This window comes from Cloacibacterium rupense (assembly GCF_014645495.1).
Taxonomy (GTDB): Bacteria; Bacteroidota; Bacteroidia; order Flavobacteriales; family Weeksellaceae; genus Cloacibacterium; species Cloacibacterium rupense.
Window position 1 is genome coordinate 534,245 of the sequence record NZ_BMLV01000001.1, and the last position, 18,320, is coordinate 552,564.

Annotated in this window: 13 protein-coding genes; 5 read left to right on the plus strand and 8 right to left on the minus strand. The window is 34.7% G+C overall.

The genetic code is table 11. From position 1 onward, the window contains the following. Window positions 1-570 precede the first annotated feature (570 nt). A complete protein-coding gene (locus IEW40_RS02365) occupies window positions 571-1,902 on the plus strand; it encodes a metal-dependent hydrolase family protein (RefSeq protein ID WP_188616475.1) in 1,332 nt (443 codons plus the stop codon). An 89-nt stretch (window positions 1,903-1,991) separates the two neighbouring features. Here the strand turns inward: IEW40_RS02365 and mnmE are convergent, their stop codons facing one another. Then, complete coding sequence (gene mnmE / locus IEW40_RS02370) at window positions 1,992-3,380, minus strand: tRNA uridine-5-carboxymethylaminomethyl(34) synthesis GTPase MnmE (RefSeq protein WP_188616476.1); 1,389 nt, start codon at window positions 3,378-3,380, stop codon at window positions 1,992-1,994. A 147-nt stretch (window positions 3,381-3,527) separates the two neighbouring features. Between mnmE and IEW40_RS02375 the strand changes: the two genes are divergently transcribed. From IEW40_RS02375 to IEW40_RS02385, 3 genes are read left to right on the plus strand one after another with little or no spacing between them, the layout of a single operon-like run. Then, entirely contained in the window at window positions 3,528-5,546 is a 2,019-nt protein-coding gene (locus tag IEW40_RS02375) for an SdrD B-like domain-containing protein (protein WP_188616477.1), read from the plus strand. 13 nt (window positions 5,547-5,559) lie between these two features. Next, on the plus strand, window positions 5,560-6,102 hold the full coding sequence (locus tag IEW40_RS02380) for a hypothetical protein (RefSeq protein WP_188616478.1): 543 nt from the start codon (window positions 5,560-5,562) through the stop codon (window positions 6,100-6,102). Between the two features lie 12 nt (window positions 6,103-6,114). Beyond that, a complete protein-coding gene (locus IEW40_RS02385) occupies window positions 6,115-7,929 on the plus strand; it encodes a cadherin-like domain-containing protein (protein WP_188616479.1) in 1,815 nt (604 codons plus the stop codon). Between the two features lie 293 nt (window positions 7,930-8,222). Here IEW40_RS02385 and IEW40_RS02390 read toward each other — a convergent pair whose 3' ends face one another. Both IEW40_RS02390 and IEW40_RS02395 read right to left on the minus strand, forming a co-directional pair. After that, complete coding sequence (locus tag IEW40_RS02390; RefSeq protein WP_188616480.1) at window positions 8,223-9,332, minus strand: acyltransferase family protein; 1,110 nt, start codon at window positions 9,330-9,332, stop codon at window positions 8,223-8,225. A 639-nt stretch (window positions 9,333-9,971) separates the two neighbouring features. Further along, window positions 9,972-12,152, minus strand: a complete 2,181-nt coding sequence (locus IEW40_RS02395) for an alpha-N-acetylglucosaminidase (RefSeq protein ID WP_188616481.1) — start codon at window positions 12,150-12,152, stop codon at window positions 9,972-9,974. Window positions 12,153-12,744: 592 nt separating this feature from the next. Between IEW40_RS02395 and IEW40_RS02400 the strand changes: the two genes are divergently transcribed. After that, window positions 12,745-13,797 (plus strand): virginiamycin B lyase family protein, encoded by a 1,053-nt coding sequence (locus IEW40_RS02400; RefSeq protein WP_188616482.1) that lies wholly within the window; start codon window positions 12,745-12,747, stop codon window positions 13,795-13,797. A gap of 158 nt (window positions 13,798-13,955) precedes the next feature. Here the strand turns inward: IEW40_RS02400 and IEW40_RS02405 are convergent, their stop codons facing one another. The 5 genes from IEW40_RS02405 to IEW40_RS02425 all read right to left on the minus strand — a co-directional run bounded on the left by IEW40_RS02405 (window position 13,956) and on the right by IEW40_RS02425 (window position 18,313). Beyond that, window positions 13,956-14,591: a transposase gene (locus tag IEW40_RS02405; RefSeq protein ID WP_188616483.1), complete on the minus strand. Its 636-nt coding sequence runs from the start codon at window positions 14,589-14,591 to the stop codon at window positions 13,956-13,958. A gap of 48 nt (window positions 14,592-14,639) precedes the next feature. After that, window positions 14,640-14,849, minus strand: a complete 210-nt coding sequence (locus IEW40_RS02410; RefSeq protein WP_188616484.1) for a hypothetical protein — start codon at window positions 14,847-14,849, stop codon at window positions 14,640-14,642. A 44-nt stretch (window positions 14,850-14,893) separates the two neighbouring features. Beyond that, window positions 14,894-15,664, minus strand: a complete 771-nt coding sequence (locus IEW40_RS02415; protein ID WP_188616485.1) for a hypothetical protein — start codon at window positions 15,662-15,664, stop codon at window positions 14,894-14,896. Window positions 15,665-15,775: 111 nt separating this feature from the next. Beyond that, on the minus strand, window positions 15,776-17,521 hold the full coding sequence (locus IEW40_RS02420; RefSeq protein ID WP_188616486.1) for a GmrSD restriction endonuclease domain-containing protein: 1,746 nt from the start codon (window positions 17,519-17,521) through the stop codon (window positions 15,776-15,778). A 144-nt stretch (window positions 17,522-17,665) separates the two neighbouring features. Next, window positions 17,666-18,313 (minus strand): DUF4391 domain-containing protein, encoded by a 648-nt coding sequence (locus tag IEW40_RS02425; RefSeq protein ID WP_188616487.1) that lies wholly within the window; start codon window positions 18,311-18,313, stop codon window positions 17,666-17,668. Window positions 18,314-18,320: the final 7 nt, after the last annotated feature.

An 18,320-nucleotide genomic window follows, 5' to 3' on the forward strand; every position in this document is an offset into this window, starting at 1 on the left:
ATAATTTTTACAAATAAAATCTAGAGTAGATTTAGCTTCATAAATTTAATCTTATAATGCACACCTATTAATATATTTTATATATACATTTGATATACAAACATAAAAATATACACAACTATTTGATTTACAGTATTTAAAAGCAATATTCATGGAACAAATCAAGGAAAAAAAGCTTATCTGTATATCGCTAAAACCTTAATAATCAATTCAAAAAAGAGAGGTTAATATCAATAAAAAATCACAAAAAAAATCACAATTTATCACCCTTAACGTAGAAATAGAGAGATTGCTTTTTCATTTTAATTATTCTTTTAATCATTTTTAATTGATATAAATGTTTTATCATTAAAATAATTTTTATTGAAAAAATATCACCGTTAATTTATGAGTGGCAAAATAGAGACTATAAATCTTCATTCATTTTAGGGAAAAATTCAATATCATTAAAAAATCTAAACTAAGAAATGTTATTAATAACATCAATGTAAGTTATCTTCAACTGTAATCATTTTTACAAATTATAAGTATAAAAAAAGTTTATATTTGTTTGTGTTTAAATTTTACATTATGAAATTTTATTCTCTATTAAGCATTGGACTAATATTTTGCATTCAGTTTTTGAAAGCTCAGACAAACCAAGAAAAACAAATTATTTTTTATAATGTAAGAATATTTGATGGTAAGTCAAGTCAACTTTCTAAACCTTTAAACGTTTACATCAAATCAAATAAAATTGAAAAAATTGATGCACAGCCTATCGATATAAAAGGAGATGTGGTTAAGATAAATGGAAAAGGAAAAACCTTAATGCCAGGATTAATAGACGTACATGTTCACCTAACCTTTGGAGCATTAACCATGGAGGAAATGATGTCAAAAGATTTTAATTTCAATAATGCAATGGCGAAAGTAGGTAAATCAGCAGAAGAAACTTTATTGAGAGGCTTCACAAGTATTAGAGATGCAGGAGGTCCTATTTTTCCTATAAAATCAGCGATAGATAAAAAACAAATCAAGGGGCCAAGAGTTTGGCCTTCTGGAGCAGTGATTAGCCAAACATCCGGTCATGGTGATTTCAGAACGCCTGATGAAAAATCAAGAAGATTTTTTGGTAAACCGTCTAGAGCTGAAGAGTTTGGTGCAACTTTTATTGCAGATGGCAGAGACGAAGTATTAACAGCCACAAGAGAAAATCTTAGATTTGGAGCAAGCCAGATTAAGCTAATGGCAGGTGGAGGTACATCATCTGCTTACGACCCGATAGATGTTACTCAATATACACTAGAAGAAATGAAAGCGGCTGTAGACGCTGCAGAAGATTGGGGAACTTATGTTATGGTACATGCATATACTCCAAGAGCTATTAAAAGAGCCATGGAAGCTGGCGTAAAATGCATTGAACATGGGCAATTATTAGATGAAGAAACGCTTAAACTTATGGCAGCAAATGGAACTTGGCTTAGTACTCAGAACCTGCTAGAATCATCACCTGAAATGACTGAACTTAGAAAAGAAAAAAGAAAAGACGTGATAGAGGGACAAAAAAAATTATGGCCTTTAGCTAAAAAACTAGGGGTCAAACTTGCTTGGGGAACCGATTTTCTTTTTGAACCCAATACCAATAAAGAACAAAATAGCTATATTTTAAAATTACAAGATTGGTTTACTAATGCTGAAATTCTTAAAATGGTGACGCATGATAATGCACAGCTATTAAAATTATCTGGACTAAGAAGTCCTTATACTGGTAACATTGGGGTAATAGAAGAAGGTGCTTTGGCAGATATTTTGTTAGTAGATGGCAATCCATTAGAAAATTTATCTTTAGTTGCTAATCCTGCTCAGAATTTCTTAGTTATTGTAAAAGACGGCGAAATTTATAAAAATATCACAAAATAAATTATAACTTTAAATCAATAAAAAACCCTTAAAAAAGGGCTTTTCATAGGTTTTATAGTCGATTTTTATTTGATCGTTTTGTGTTGGACTTACTTCCCGATACAGAACTTAGAAAATATATTCCCAAGGACTTCATCATTGGTAAACTCACCAGATATTTCACCGAGATGCTCTAGAGAATTTCTAAGTTCATAAGCCAACAATTCTGTTGATATTTGATGAGTAATGGCTTCTTTTACCTTGTACACGGCTTCTATAGATTTTTGCAATGCTTCATAGTGGCGTTGATTGGTGATAACCACATTGCTTTCAGTAGTTTTTAGATTTTCTACATAATGAGAAAGTTCATCTTTTAATTCCTGAAGATGAATATTCTCTTTGGCAGATATTTCTAAAATCTGAATATCTGAAATTGACTGTTGAAAATTTTTTAAAATATCTTCTTTAAGTATAGAATTATTTTGGGTCAACTCAGATTTTGTAATACAAATTATGGACTTTAAATCAGTTCTCATCAGTTCATTCAGCATAGATACATCCTCAGATAAGTCATTTGTATGGGCATCTATAAGATACACTAAAATATCTGCTTGCGCTACTTTTTCTTTAGCTTTTACCACCCCAATAGCTTCTATGGTGTCTTCTGTTTCGCGTAAACCTGCGGTGTCTATTAGTCTAAAAGCATTTCCTTTAATATGCAAAATTTCTTCTATAGTATCTCTAGTAGTTCCAGCAATTTCAGAAACAATAGCTCTTTCTTCTTTTAAAAGAGCATTCAGCAAGGTAGATTTCCCTGCATTGGGCTTCCCTATGATGGCTACTGCTACTCCGCTTTTTATGGCATTACCGTATTGGAAACTATCAATTAATGATTTCAGTTTAAATTCTATTTTATTCAAAAGTTGTGTCAGCGCAGTTCTATCGGCAAATTCTACATCTTCTTCTGCAAAGTCGAGTTCTAACTCTACCAACGAAACAAAATTCAACAAATCATTTCTAAGAATAGAAATCTCATTAGAAATCCCCCCTTTTAACTGTGACATGGCCACCTTTCGGCTGGCTTCATTTTCTGCAGCAATGATATCTGCAATCGCCTCAGCTTGTGACAGGTCTATTCTACCATTCATAAAAGCACGCATGGTAAATTCACCTGCTTTGGCCATTCTAGCTCCGTTTTTTATAAGAGTTTCTAAAATTTTCTTCCCAATATGTGGCGAACCGTGAAATGAGATTTCAACAGAATTTTCAGTGGTGAATGATTTAGGTGCTAGAAATATAGACAACATAATCTCGTCTATTACTTCATCTCCATCTACAAAATAACCATAATGTACGGTATGAGATTTCTGATGTGATAAATCTTTTCCTTTAAAACATTGCTGAACAATAGGCAATGCATCATCACCAGAAATCCTAATAATTCCTATCGCTCCTATCCCATTAGCCGTTGCTAATGCACAAATGGTATCTTGTTTCATAGGGCAAAGGTATAAAAAACATCTCGTAATTGTTAAAATCTATATGATTGATGAAACAAAACACACTGATAGTTTGATACTTAATATTTTTTTATTTACTTTTGGCAAGGGTTATGAATTGAATTTCAAAGAAAACACATTTGATACATGAGAAAAATACTATTTTTCACCTTATTTTTTACGTCATTCATATACAGCCAAATAATTTCTACTGGTGTTCCTCAAGCTATGAAAGCCACTACTGGTGTAGGGCTCCATAAAAATAAAATATGGTGGATCAATTGGGATGTGAATAATGACAAATTGTCTTGGGATAATCTCATTAATTCTGGTGGTGTAAACACTACTTTTGTATCCCCTGCAGGATTTACCTACAGCATTTCAATTACCAATGTTAGAGTATACAACAGCGCAGGAACTGAAATTACCTCAGGAACCAATAGAGTTCTCAATTCTTCCAAAACTACGAGTTGGAGTGGTAACAATATGCCAACAGCATATGCAGGATTTCCTACAGATGATATCATTGCCATCAACCAAAAAAATGAAACCAATGGAGCTGGAGATGGAAACAGAGTCACCTTTAGGCTTACAGTAACTGCTGTAGACCCTTTTGGTGTATCTGGCAATGCCACCGGATTAGTTATTGGTGGTTCAGAATCCCTAGCAGGTACCAATGAGTGGTATACCATCTCTACACCGACAGGCAGAATAAGATTGATTGATAAATATATTAGAAATGATGCTTGGGCCAACTTCGCAGTACAATTACAAGTTTCTAATGCTGGAAAAACCGTAAAGGCAACCAACCATTTAGGTGGAGATAGCAGAGGCGATGTTATTTTATTTGCAGAAGATGTACCCTATATCGATTGTGAACTAAAAGGTGGTGGCGGACAAAGTATTGCCTTAGGTTTTCTAGAAGAATTAGATTATTCAGATGCTCCTGCCTCTTATGGTAGAGCTTTTCACGTTTTTGAAAATAAATTCTCAGGGGGGCTTTTTAGTGATGGCAACACCAATCTTAACATCGCTTCTAATTCTGCAGACTTTATCTCTCCCACAGGACAATTGGCTAAAATAAGCGACCCTACCCTTAGATTGGGAGCAGATATAGACTCAGAAGACATACCTACTCTTCCTGCTGCTGGTGCTAACCCCAATGTAGATGACCTAAATGGCCAAGATGATGAAGATGCACTCCCTGCTACAACTGCCAATTTGAATGGCTATTTTGGTATTAATTATGTTAATATATCCCCTCTCACTTCATATCTTTCTTTATGGATTGATAAAAATAGAAATGGCACTTTCGATGCTAACGAAAAAGTAAGCAATACCATTCCTCCTAATAAAACAGGAATTGCCATATTTGATATTACTTCACTATCTATTCCTACTGGCACTAATTATTATGCTAGAATAAGATACAGCAGTAGAGCCAACTTAGGCCCTACAGGTTTTGCTCCTGATGGTGAAGTAGAAGACCATTTCATTAACATCGTAAACAACTTATACAGCATTTTGGGTACCGTATTTCAAGACAATAATTCCGGGGTCCCAGATGGTATTCCAATAGACAATATTACTGTTCAACTTCTTAATTCTACGGGTACTGTCATCAGTACTACAACTACCAATTACAACGGAGCTTATATCTTTTCAGGATTACCTAATGGCAACTACAGCATAAGAGTAGTATTGCCTACAACACCTAGCTATCAACATGTATCTTCTACAGATTCTACTCCTACAGACGGCATTACAGCAGTAACTATTACCAGTGCTAATAGAACTGCTATTAATTTTGGACTATATTTTGATAAATGTTTCAAAACGTCACCTACTACTTCTGGCGGATTACCTACCCAAAATGGAATTACAGCATTATCTAGAGCAGGCAATGATGGCGATGGCAATACTGCTAATGACTGGCCTATGGTACGAAAAGCAGCATGGACTGCTCTTGAGGCCAAGACCAAAGGCTTTGTAATCAACAGAGTGGCTGCCAATTTTGAAGCACCCTTAGATGATGGCCAAGTCCCATCCATTCCGAACCCCGTCAAAGGAATGATGATTTATGATACTACCAACCAATGTCTAAAAATCTATACAGGAACTACCTGGAAATGTTTCTCCTCACAAAGTTGCCCTGTTGTTAATTAATTACAAAAGAAATATGAATAAAACATTTTTGATAACTACTACTCTTTTTTGTTCTCTTTCATTTGCTCAAGTGGCCATCGGTAAAAATTCTGTGACCAATACTTCCGTTTCTCTAGAATTTGGAAACGTGGCCGGTGATGCCAATAAACAAAAAGGAATTCTCCTACCTTGGGTCAACTCTGCCAATGCAGTGCAAACCGCTGGTGTAGTAACAGGAACCCTTATATTTGACACCAATGACAAGAAAGTGAAATATTATAAAGACACCAATACTACTCCTATTTGGTTTGACCTTACAGTAGATACTACAGGGGTGGTAGACACCTCACTACAAAGTGCCTTAGACGAAAAAACTGAAGCTAAAGTATCGATAGGCACTCCTAGTTCTACTCCCGGTATTCTGGTCTTAGAAGATAACAACAAAGCCATGATTTTGCCATTGGTAGATAAATACTCTTCAGTAGTCAATCCTTCTCCCGGACTTATGGTTTATGACCTTAGTAATGATATGCTCTGTCTATTCAATGGTACGGTTTGGAGCTTTTGGAAACCATAACCACACATCTCTATGAAAAAACTTCTCCTTTTAATCAGTCTATTGCTTATCATTCCAAGCTATCTTTTTTCGCAATCAGCGAATGAAGTAACAGAAGTTTATACCGATTTTAATGGATTTTGGAGCAGCAGTACCACTGCCAATAGCCCAATTAGACCCAATAACAATCATAATCTTTTGGCGATTAAATGGAAAGGAAATATTGTTTCTACAGGTGTAAATGACGCTATATTAACCAGCAATGGGGTTTCATTCACTCCCAGAGTATTTAATGCTTTGCCTGTCAATACCATCCCTCTTGCTAATAGCTCTACCTACATAGGGGTGGGCTTTCAGTTCGGAGGCCCAGGTAATGCCACCGTTCCTGTACCTCCTGTCAACAATAACTTAGGCAGATACCTTGTTGACGGAACTAATGGTCTAAATCTAGGAACTGCTGTTTTTAATCTACCTGCTTCATCCGAAATTAGCTTTGTGATTACCAGTATCAATCCCGCTAGAATTGGTGATGATGCTCCAGATTTTATCATTACCCAAACCGGCCAACCCGCTGGGGCTAATGATACTTTTAGATTGGTCGATATCAACAATAATCCTGTGGGGAATCCTATTACTGTAAATTTTAATACGGTTAGTGTTGTTGGTAGACAAAGCTGGAAGTTCTATCAAGCCAATGTCACCCCTCCTACTTTTGTGTCTAGCTTAACTGGAGAAAGAGAACTTAGAATTCTTGGATTTGACTGGAGTGATTTCGGATTAAACGCTACCAACTACACCCAAGTGGCCCGTTTCATTCAAGTCTTTTCTGGAGGTAGTGATTCTGCTTTTACCGCCTACAACCAAAGTTCTATGACGGTGTATCAATCTATATCTGGCTCAGTATTCAATGATAATGATGGTGGTGTACCTAATGGAAACGGATACGGAAATGCCACTGTTGAACTTTTAGATGCTAGCAATAATATTGTAGATACTACTGTAACCAATGCTATTGGAGCTTATGTTTTCCCCAACATTCCTCCTGGTAATTATACTGTGAGGCTGGTAGTTCCCAGTGGTTTTTTTGTGGTTGGCAATGCAGAAGGAAATACCAACAATACCCTCTCTGCCAATATATCACTAACTGCGGGTGCTACACTTCGTAATTTTGGTATCAACCAACCTCCTGTTACCAATAATGACAATATTACCACCACATTCAATACACCTGTTAATTTTAATATTTTATCCAATGACGCTGACCCTAATTCGGGAACTATTATTGCATCATCTGTTAACCTTAGTACCCCTCCTGGTGCTACTGCAATAGTAACAGACGGCACTGGTAATGTAAAAGGGTTTACACTTGCTGCTCAAGGCACTTGGTTAGTCAATGCCTCTGGCATTCTTACCTTTACTCCTACTACTGGCTTCAGCGGAAATACCACTACCATAACTTACACCGTAAAAGACAATGCAGGACTCACCAGTAATGCAGCCAATATCAATATTACGGTATTTCCTTATTGCTTTAAAACTCCTCCTTCTACTACTGGAGGATTACCTACTGAAATAGGAATGACCGCTTTAGGAAGAGCTGGCAATGATGGTGACGGCAATACCGCCAATGATTGGCCTATGGTAAGAAAAGGTGCTTGGACTGCCCTAGAAGCAAAAACCAAAGGATTTGTAATCAATAGATTAAGCAGCGCCCAGATTGCTGCCATTCCAGCCGCTAACAGGGTCAAAGGAATGATGGTCTATGATACCACCAATAAATGCCTTAGCATCTATAACGGCACTTCATGGCAATGCTTCAGTACTCAAACCTGCCCAACAGTGAATTAATATAATTGATAAGTGATAAGTGATAATTGATAATTGATAATTGATTACTGATAATTGATAATGAACACTTCCAATTACTTACCCTATAACCTTATAACTTATAACTTCCATCTCCCATCTCCGCGTACTTTTCAGAATATCTCTAGATATTCCTTTGAGAAACTCAAAAACATAAAGCCTATCAAAAACTCTCTGTGAACTTTGTGTTTAAAAGCTCTCCATCTTCTATCTTCTATCTTCTATCTTCTATCTTCTATCTTCCATCTCCTATCTTCCATCTTCCAACTTCCAACCTAAATCTTAATATAAATCTTCTTCTTATCCAGAACATACCCTACCAACCAACAAATCAACATAAAAACTATAGAGAATAAAAACGAACCCAGATAATCTCCAAAAGGTTGAAACAGGTTCTCATAAATCCAAAGGTAAGAGGCTTTGCCAGCAATAGGAATTCTCCACATAATAGGAACCAGTAGTTCTGATAAAAGATAAATGGCCAAAGTATTTTTACCAAACACCTCAAAGAAATATACCCCTTGAGATAAACGTAAAAAATCACTGTAATAAACCACCAATCCCAAAACTGAAGCAGACAAACCTACGGTAAGCAAAACATAAGAACTGGTCCATAATTTTTTATTGATTTCAAAACCATAACCCCACAAAAAACCAACAGCTATCAATACAAAACCGAGCATAAAGATTTTTGCCAAACCTTCATACGTCTTCCCTTTTTCTTGAATCAGTTTCCCCACAAAATACCCTGCTATTACATTCACCAACGCAGGAAAAGTACTCAGAAAACCTTCTGGGTCAAAGGCAAAACCCTCACCATGATAGATATGCCCTTCGCTTAGTAGTTTCATATCCAAATCAATTACAGGATTTACTCTCATATCATAAGGCCCATAGAAATGGTATATCAACGCATAAACTACCAAAATAAAGGCACTGATGTATAGCGATACTTTGGGCTTAAAATAATACAGCAACAAAGAAGCCATCCCATAACACAAGGCTATTCTTTGTAACACCCCAAAAACTCGGGTCTGCTCAAAAGGAAATGATTTGATATTGAATTGTTCATCTACATTAAAAAACGGAAACCAATACATTAAATATCCCAAAAGAAAGATGATAAATGTTCTCTTAAAGATTTTGGTCAATACCTTAGAAGCGGGCATTTTTCTCCATTTATCCATTACAAAACTCATAGAATTGCCCACCGCAAAAAGAAAAGCCGGAAACACCAAATCTGTTGGCGTAAAACCATTCCATTGGGCGTGCAACAACGGTGCATAAGTGGTGCCCCAACTCCCAGGAGTATTCACAATGATCATAAAACAAACCGTCATCCCACGGAAAACATCTAAAGCTAATGAACGATTACTTAGTTGCATATATATCTTTTGTTTATAGTTTAATATTGTTTGATATGGTTTGAAATTGTTTGAGGTTGTTTGAGGTTGTTTGAAATACTAGCTAATCAAATGCATCAATCATCCTCCAGCTTATGGCTTATGGCTAATAGCTTTTTGCATCCATCTCCCATCTCCGCGTACTTTTCAGAATATCTCTAGATATTCCTTTGAGAAACTCAAAAACATAAAGCCTATCAAAAACTCTCTGTGAACTTTGTGTTTAAAAGCTCACCAACTTCCATCTTCCATCTTCCATCTTCCATCTCCCATCTCCGAGTACTTTTCAGAATATCTCTAGATATTCCTTTGAGAAACTCAAAAACATAAGGCCTATCAAAAACTCTCTGTGAACTTTGTGTTTAAAAGCTCTCCATCTTCCAACTTCCATCTCCCGTCTCCCATCTCCGCGTACTTTTCAGAATATCTCTAGATATTCCTTTGAGAAACTCAAAAACATAAAGCCTATCAAAAACGCTCTGTGAACTTTGTGTTTAAAAGCTCTCTATCTACGATTTACGATTTTTGATTTACGATTTAACTTCTGACTTCTGACTTATAAATTCCAACTTCCATCTTCCAACTTCCATCTCCCATCTTCCATCTTCTAACTTCCTACTTCTACTGCCATTTCCCAAAATACTTATCATACAATTTCATACTCAATTCTAGGGTATTGCCTTTTGGTTTTGTAGGATAAGGATTCTGAGCTTCAGACCAACTCCATGCAAATTCATTGACTTTATTAATCATTTCCTTTTCGTCTAAGGTCTTGCCTTGTTCTACGGCATTGATGGCATCATTGATGAATATCTTCCAACGTTCACCATAGAAATCCTTCATCAGTCCTGCAATGGAACGATTGGCGTAATCATTCAAATCTCTGCCTTTTTCTCCCCAAACAGTAATGATTTTTCGAGCGTCTTTTTCGTAATAGTGCTTTTCCGAAGGAATGGTGGTCATGGCTTTGGCCTCTTCTATCCACGTGCCTAACAAATAGTTTTTATTACTTCCTAGAAGTTCATCAATATCATGAATCAGTTCTAGCATTTTTTGACCCTGAACCTTCATTTTTACCACATCTTTGGCATCATAAGCTTGGGTAAATTCATCTCTGTATTTCACGAAAATATTCCCTAGCACTTGCTTACCTACTACCGTAAGGTCGTCATTGTAGGTATCTGTGTTTCCTTTGGCCAAGATGAGTAACCTCCAAGCTTTCGCCAAATCACTATTTTTATACTTAATACCCGGATTTACCGTCCAGTTGAAATATCCTCGCAATGATGGTTTAGAATTCGTTAAATCTCCCTTCCCTACATCAGAATAGTCTACATAAATCTTTTCAGAAATCAACTTCCACGCTGCTGCAGCATTCTCGTCAGATTTTCCTAATCTGGTTTTGGCATAGGTTTCTACAAAAGGTTTCATACTGCTGCCTTTGGTCCATGCCTTATCCAATACAAATTCGTACATCACGGGATTATTCCCAAAACCTTCTAAGGTAGCTCCCAATCCCCAAAAATTCTTACCTCCGTTTAGATAGGTATTTTCTATTTTTTCATCTGCATCTTTCAGATTACCATGCAATGTAGTATTACCCCCAAAATTCCCTAGATAACTCCAAATGTAGGGTTGACCAAAGAAAGATTCGGTACGTTTCCAGACTTCTGTATTGTCACAGAAATAATCCAGTAAAATCATCTTTCCTTGCGGTACCGCTTGCAAATAAGCTTTTATGCGCTCATTCGTCCATTTATCTTGCATAAAATAGAAAATCCAACCCATCTGCAACCATTCTGCCTTAGCATCTACCTTAGTTAGAGATTCATAAATATGTTTAGAGACATCTGCCAAATACTGAGGTTCCCAACTTGGCGGTGTTACCTCATTGAAAGGGTCTGTACCGTAGATATGGTCGGTACCAAATTCTTTGGTTTGTTCTTTCAGAAATGCTTCTTGAATTTGATTGAACAAAGGGTCGAAAGAATCTAAAAAATAACTCTGGTATGGCGAACTGAAATTGCCCCATTCTCCTAGCGAAGTGATTTTAGCATTCGGAAATTTATTTTTAAGAGCTTTTGGCACGTGCCCAGCAAACGCTGGCAATACGGGCTTCATATTCAGTGCTCTGGCCCTTTCTAGAATTTTCTTTTGAAGGTCTGCTTGTCCATCTATCCAAGACATCGGTAGAGGACCTTCCCAATGGTCTATATTCGCCATTCTATGCCAAGGCAGATAAGCTGGCCCTGTAAAGAACCCTCTGATTTCTTCGTCTGTTAACCCAAATTTTTTCCATACATTCAACCATACTTTTTCTTGTCCGGTAATTGCCAAAGGAAGGTTCACCCCGTTGAGTGCCATCCAATCGATGAAGCGTTCCCAGTCTCTCCATTTCCACCAAGGCATGGTGTAGCCAAAAGTGCAGTAATTCAAGAAAAAACGATGCTGCACCCTAGCTTCATTGCTAATGGTTTCTGTAAACGTGGGCATTTCTTTAGGCAAGACAATCTGATTGTCAGCAAACCAAGACACCGAAGTATGACAATAGTTTTTAAGATAATAATGAAATCCTACCGCCATAGCATTGGCAGAGTTAGCGGTGATATGCAACTTACCGTCTTTGAATTGAAGTTGATACCTATCTTTTTGTTCTGAGTTAGATTCCTGATGGAAAACCACTCGCGAAGAAAACGCGGGGGCTATTCTTTGTACCAATGCTTCTGCAGCAGCTACATCTTTGTTCTTCGCAAAAAGTCCTAAGACGATGAATAGCAATAAAGAAGAAAACCACTTTTTCATTTGTCGATTTTTTAAAGGTCAAATAGAAACGCTTTCTCTTCTTGTACCTCTCTTTGCAGTAGCGATTTCATATTTCCTATTTTTAGAGGGATAAAGATAAGAAATTATAGTCTCAATTTGATACTTTAAAAGGTCTTTTGGTAGATGATATCCGGTCGTTGGTATAAATCCATAAATAATTTACCCATAATGCATTATCATAATTCATTCAGATTGTTCATTAACAGTAAAATACACAAAGAGCGCAATTAAAATTTTCATTGAATTTGTTGTTAAGTAAAAATCATTTGATAACAAACTTTTTGCTCCCTTTGCGTTTAATTTTTTATATAATGCACTAGAGTTTAAGTTATTAGTGTTGAGCTGAATTGCAATTAATTTAATAAAGCTCAAAAATAAGAGCGATTCAAAAAACTAATCAAATAAACAGTTGGCTTTTATATCATATCACAAAATAATACAATCTTCTTTTCCGAAATAAAAGCTGTCATGATTTTTATCATTTTATGTTAATTCTAATATTTTTTATAAACATTTTATTTAACATAATCTATAAATTTATAAATTAATTATTCTAAAAATTAAATGAACTATGAAAAAATTCTTTACCTTCTTTACAGCTTTGCTATTGAGTAATGCTTTATTTTCCCAGTCTGTTGTTAATATTGGATCAGGCTTCGCATCTCCATATAATGTTTTAGTTGATAGCAATCAAAACATTATTGTTACCGATTTTGAAAATCTAAGAATATTGAAATTAGATACTAATGGTCAATTAATTACTAGTTATAGCGATAATTCTTATAAACCTGTAGGGTTAGCTCTTGACAGCAATGATAATATGTATTTTACTTGTGTTAACCAACCTAGTGATAATATGATGCATGTAAAAAAACTGAATGCTGATGGTACTGGTCTACAAACAATAGCTGATATTATTGGAGAGAATTATGGTCTTTGTATAGACTCTAACAATAAGCTATATGTGGCGGACCCTCTAAATAAATCTATCATAAAAATGGATTTAGATGGCACTAATGCAACTATATTAGGAAGCGGTAACATAGAGCCTATTTCTATTGTAACAGATAATAATGGACATCTCTATTTTACAGAATTCACAACTGACAAAATTAGTAAAATAGATGTAGACGGTAATAATTTAACGGTTTTAGCCACTAACCTTAATGGTCCAGTGGGAATTAACTTAGATAACAATAACAATATCTATTTTACAGAAGCAAAATCAAATGAAATTAAAAAAATGGACATCAACGGAGGTAATATAACCACCTTAGCTACAGGAATGAACTTTCCTTTTGGAATAGACACAGATGCCAATGGTGTAACCTATGTTTCTAATATTGGTGATAATACCTTAAAAAAAATAACAATCAACAACCTAAAAACCAACAATCTTGAAAAACCTTTATTTACCCTCTCACCCAACCCTGCCAAAGACCAGGTAACCTTTACTCGCCTCAATCAAAATACTGAAATCAAAATTTATGACCTCACAGGAAAACTAATTTATAATACCCAAGTGAAAGGCAATACTTACACCCTAGACACGTCTTCTTTTAAAAATGGAGTTTACTTGGTGAAGGCCAATGAACAAACCTCAAAATTAATTATTTCTAAATAATTTATGATTTAATGACATATGCATTCCTAAGTTTTAGAAATGCAAATACTCGAATTGATATTAATTTTTTAAGCAATAGCTTATACAAACTCAGCTATGAAAATTAGAAGCTATTGCTTAATTATATAACAAATAACCATACCTCCATACTCTTTGGTTCATTTCTTTCTTTTTTTAGAAATCTGATGCTCCTCCCAACTTTTTGGGTTATTTTTAATGTATTCTGTTATTCTCCAAAAGGCGAGGTCGTTTCTTATGATATGTTCATAATAATTGCGTTGCCATAATCTCTTATTAAACGGTGGCCATCCCAATGATTTTACGCCCCGAATGTATTCTACGGTGGTTATGGATTTGAACGCGCCTATTATATCACCAACCGTCACCGTTTTCGTCGTTGTCGTCGTCGTCGTCGTTGTCGGGGCAACCCCTTGTGGTTGCCCGTCAATATGGTCGACCACGAGGGTCGACCCTACGGTTTCGTTATCCAATTTTTCTGTATTTTTTATCGTCGTTGTTCCGACGATGATTTCTAAAATGGCATGGAAATGGTCGGGCATAATTACATATTCATGGCAATGAATATTGGGGAAACGTATTTTCAATTTCAACCATTCTGATTCTATCATTTGGCCAGCTTCATTCAATATCATTTCACCATTGATGATTTCCCCAAATAAATGGGCTCTGTCTTGACAACAAATGGTGATAAAATACCATCCTTCTTGGCTGTAATCATAACCTTGCAGTCGGATAGAACGGCGCTGGTAGCCTTCTTTACGGTAATGGTACATTAGTTTTATTTTGAACCTTAGGGTTCTATTGATTGGTTATTAATCTAACTATTTCTTCTTTTTGTATTCTGTTTGGCAATGGGTACACCCCCATTCTGGACTGTCTTGGGTGATGCAACAACCGCCGATGATTAACTTTCCGTTTTCGTAGCGTTCCCACGATTCTGGTGATGGCATTCCGTAGAGGATTTTCACCACGGTCTTTTTGCCACACTTTTGACATTTTATAGGTTTGCGAAGTACTTTTATGGGTTTCATTGGGTTATTGTTTTTTTGATGGTTTTATAAAAGTACAAAAAAAATTATTCATAATAAATCTTTCGGGTAAACTCTGCATTGCGTATTTTTTTGTCCCCTGCTTTTTTGTATCGGATTTCTTTTGTCCAGTTTCCGTAGGGGTCGTACTTATACTCAAAAGAAAACATGAGGGAAGAAACCAAATCTCCATATTCATTAAATACATTGTCATCAGTCGGTTTTTCGTAGTTCAAAGTGTTGTACAAACTAGAACTTACCAATTCATCTTTCGGTTTGTAGATATACGCAGCATACGTATTATTCGCATAATCATAAGTTGCTTTTTCGTATCCCAACTCTCCATTGTTAATAACCTGAAAGACCGGATTTCCTCTTTCATCATTTTCTATACTCACCACTTCTATCAATTGGTTTTTGGCATTGTACTTTTCATATCTTATCAAAAAATGATGGTCGTCATAGATATAGTGTGTAGACGTTATTTCATTTCCAAAAAGAGGAATCTTACGCGTGGTGGTACTTTTAACTTTTAAGGTATCCGCTTCATATTCATTGACCATTTTAAAGATTAATTCATCATCTTCATTATACCTTTCTTCTTGGGTTAATCTAAAATGAGCGTTTAGATAGGTGATTTCTTTTCTTTTTTCGGTATTGTTTACATTATAAAAAACGGTTTTAGATTCTATTTTTTTTATAGGCTTCTTTTTACCGATTTCATAGGCATCATTTATGTGCAGTGTGGTGTATATATTCTGTGCCTTGCCCTGAAAAGAGACAAAAATAATCAACAAGAGAGAGAATAAGGTTCGCATGGTTATTGGTTTTTGATGGGTATTATAATGATAATTTTGGCTAATAGAATAGCTAGTTATTCAAAATCTTATATTTATATGCTCTAAATCCCATTATTAATATTAATTAATTTATAATTTTTCAAAAGCTTTTTGAACAACTTTTGCAATTCTTTTTCTTCTTTCCAAAAGAAAATCTTGATAGTTCATTTCCTCCCAATTTTCTGGTAAAGCATGCCAATAGTACATTCTTTGCCATACATCATTATCAAATCTACTTCTATAATATGGTAAATATATCTTAGGTTCTTTATCACTTATAGCAATATTATCACTCCATTCTACTAATGCAAAATTGGCAATCTGATTGTAATCTCTTTGTTCGGTAACACCGTTTCGCATTAACCAAGCTTTTGGAAATAAATGATGTCTTTCTAAAGCAGATTTATTTGCTCTTAAACCAGATTCCAAAAGTTCTTTGACTTGCAGTTTTGAAAAAAGACCAAGTGCATTATGTATGTTTAAAGATGCATAATAAGCAAATAAAGATGGCGAACGGAATGATGAAGTTGCCAAATCCATAGGAAGTGTAACCTCCCAAAAATCTGATGTCAATTGAGAATCAACAATTGAGTTGAGTTCTTTTACAAAATCATCAGCATTTTCTACAGAACGGAATTTTGCTAAATCCATTTCCATAGCAGTTTCAGGAGACCCTGTGTACCTTCCGGTAATAGAACACATAAAAAACCATTTGGCTATTAGTTTTTTTAATTCATATAAATCTACTTTATAATCTATTCTGCCAATCAAAAAGAAGACATAAGAGTATAAAATATTGTTATTAGAAGAAATGAAACTTTCGTTATTATACCCTGCTTGTTTTAATGCTTTGATGAACTCATGCCAATTCTGAATATCCAAAGTGTGCGCTTGTGCTACTTTCAATTTTTCAAACTGTTGTTCTCTTCTTTCTTCACTAAACAATCCTGTCTCTAGATCTTTTCCTCTCAAGATACTGTAAATGTATTGTAATCTCGCTCTTCTAAATGCCAAACCAACACTTGCTCTTAACATTTGTTCTGGTTTTGGCACTATGAGGTAATTAAATGGAGTTGCGTAAGTAGTAGAAGGTAATCTAGCATCACGACAGAAGTTTTCTAAATTGGTTCTTCCTTCATCCCAAAATACACTCATTAAGGTTAAAATGAAATCTGCTTGGTTGAGGGTTTTTCCTTCGGAATTGATTCTTACAAAAACATCTGCAACTTGTTCTTCGTCTATTTCTTGTGAAAGTTCTAAAACAGAAAATGGATAGTTTTCTAAATTCTTCAGTCGCATAAATGCTTCTTGAATTTTCATCTCTAATTCATCTGAAACCACAATATGATTTTTCAAGTTAGCCACAAAATCCATGATGACTTTAAAAATATTGATGTTGGGTTGCCATAAATCTGAAATGTTTTGATAATATCTAGGATTCCTTTTTATAGCGGCATCTGGAACTTCAAATTTATTTTCTAAAGGATTGAAAGCAATTATAATTTTTGTCTTTTCGTAGTTTTCTCGAATGACTTCTTGTCCTTTTAGCACCGCATACAATGATGTTAATCTTTGCTGACCATCTACAATTAAAAGATTGGCAAACTTTTGTTTGATATCTGTACCAATTCCTTTTACCCCATCTATATTGGCATTTTCCCAAAAAAGAAAATAACCAACAGGATAACCTTTGTACAAACTATCAAAAAGGTCACGCACTTTGGTATCTTTCCATACAAAAGGTCTTTGAATGTCTGGTAAGCCAATAGTTCCTAAATCTATATTTTGAATGAGTGAATTGAGATTGTATTTTACATCTTTAAAAAGTGTTGCCATGGTTTTGCTTTAATTTTTTGTTTTTAATTTGGGTGATGAATTAGTCTTATTATATTGCCTTAATCATTTTTGTAAACTTTTCCAAAATAGCGTATTTTATTTAATAACAAATATCTTAGATTTTTATCAATTAATAATAATTCGTCATTTATCATTTAATAATTTTTCTAATTCTTTTAGTTTTAAATTTAACGCCACTTTTTTATTGAATTGCTTACTGTTAGTTATTGCGAGTTTTAGCTTATTAATATCTCTCTTTATTATATCCAATTCTTTTTGTGATTCTACTAAATGTTGAATAGTTTTTGAATCAACTAAGTTTAGCTTGAATTGTTCACAAAAATCTTTATACAACCAATCTAAGGAGTTTTTAAGGTTAATTATCAAGTTAAAGTCTGATTTTAATGACCATTCTGTGGTAAAAGTATAATCTATAACTGCATGATCTGGATTATTTGGATTGCTATGTTTGGGAGAAGTAGAAACGTAAAATTCATCCTTAAAAATAATTATGAAAATAATGGTATATGGAATTGTTTTGTCAATTACTTCCAATAATTTTTTAATATTACTTTTTTCTTTTAATTCAATAGTAAATATTTGTATCTCTTCAATCTCCTTGCCTTGCAAATTAATGGTCTCAAATGATAATTTATTTACCCAAGTGATTTTAGAAATATAAATAGAAAAGTCCTTTTTTTGTTTATTTGTTATATAAGAATCAAAGGAATTTTTGGGAATTACTTTTTTTACTTCAGTGGATGTAGGTAGATTAAACATATCAAATTTCATTAATACT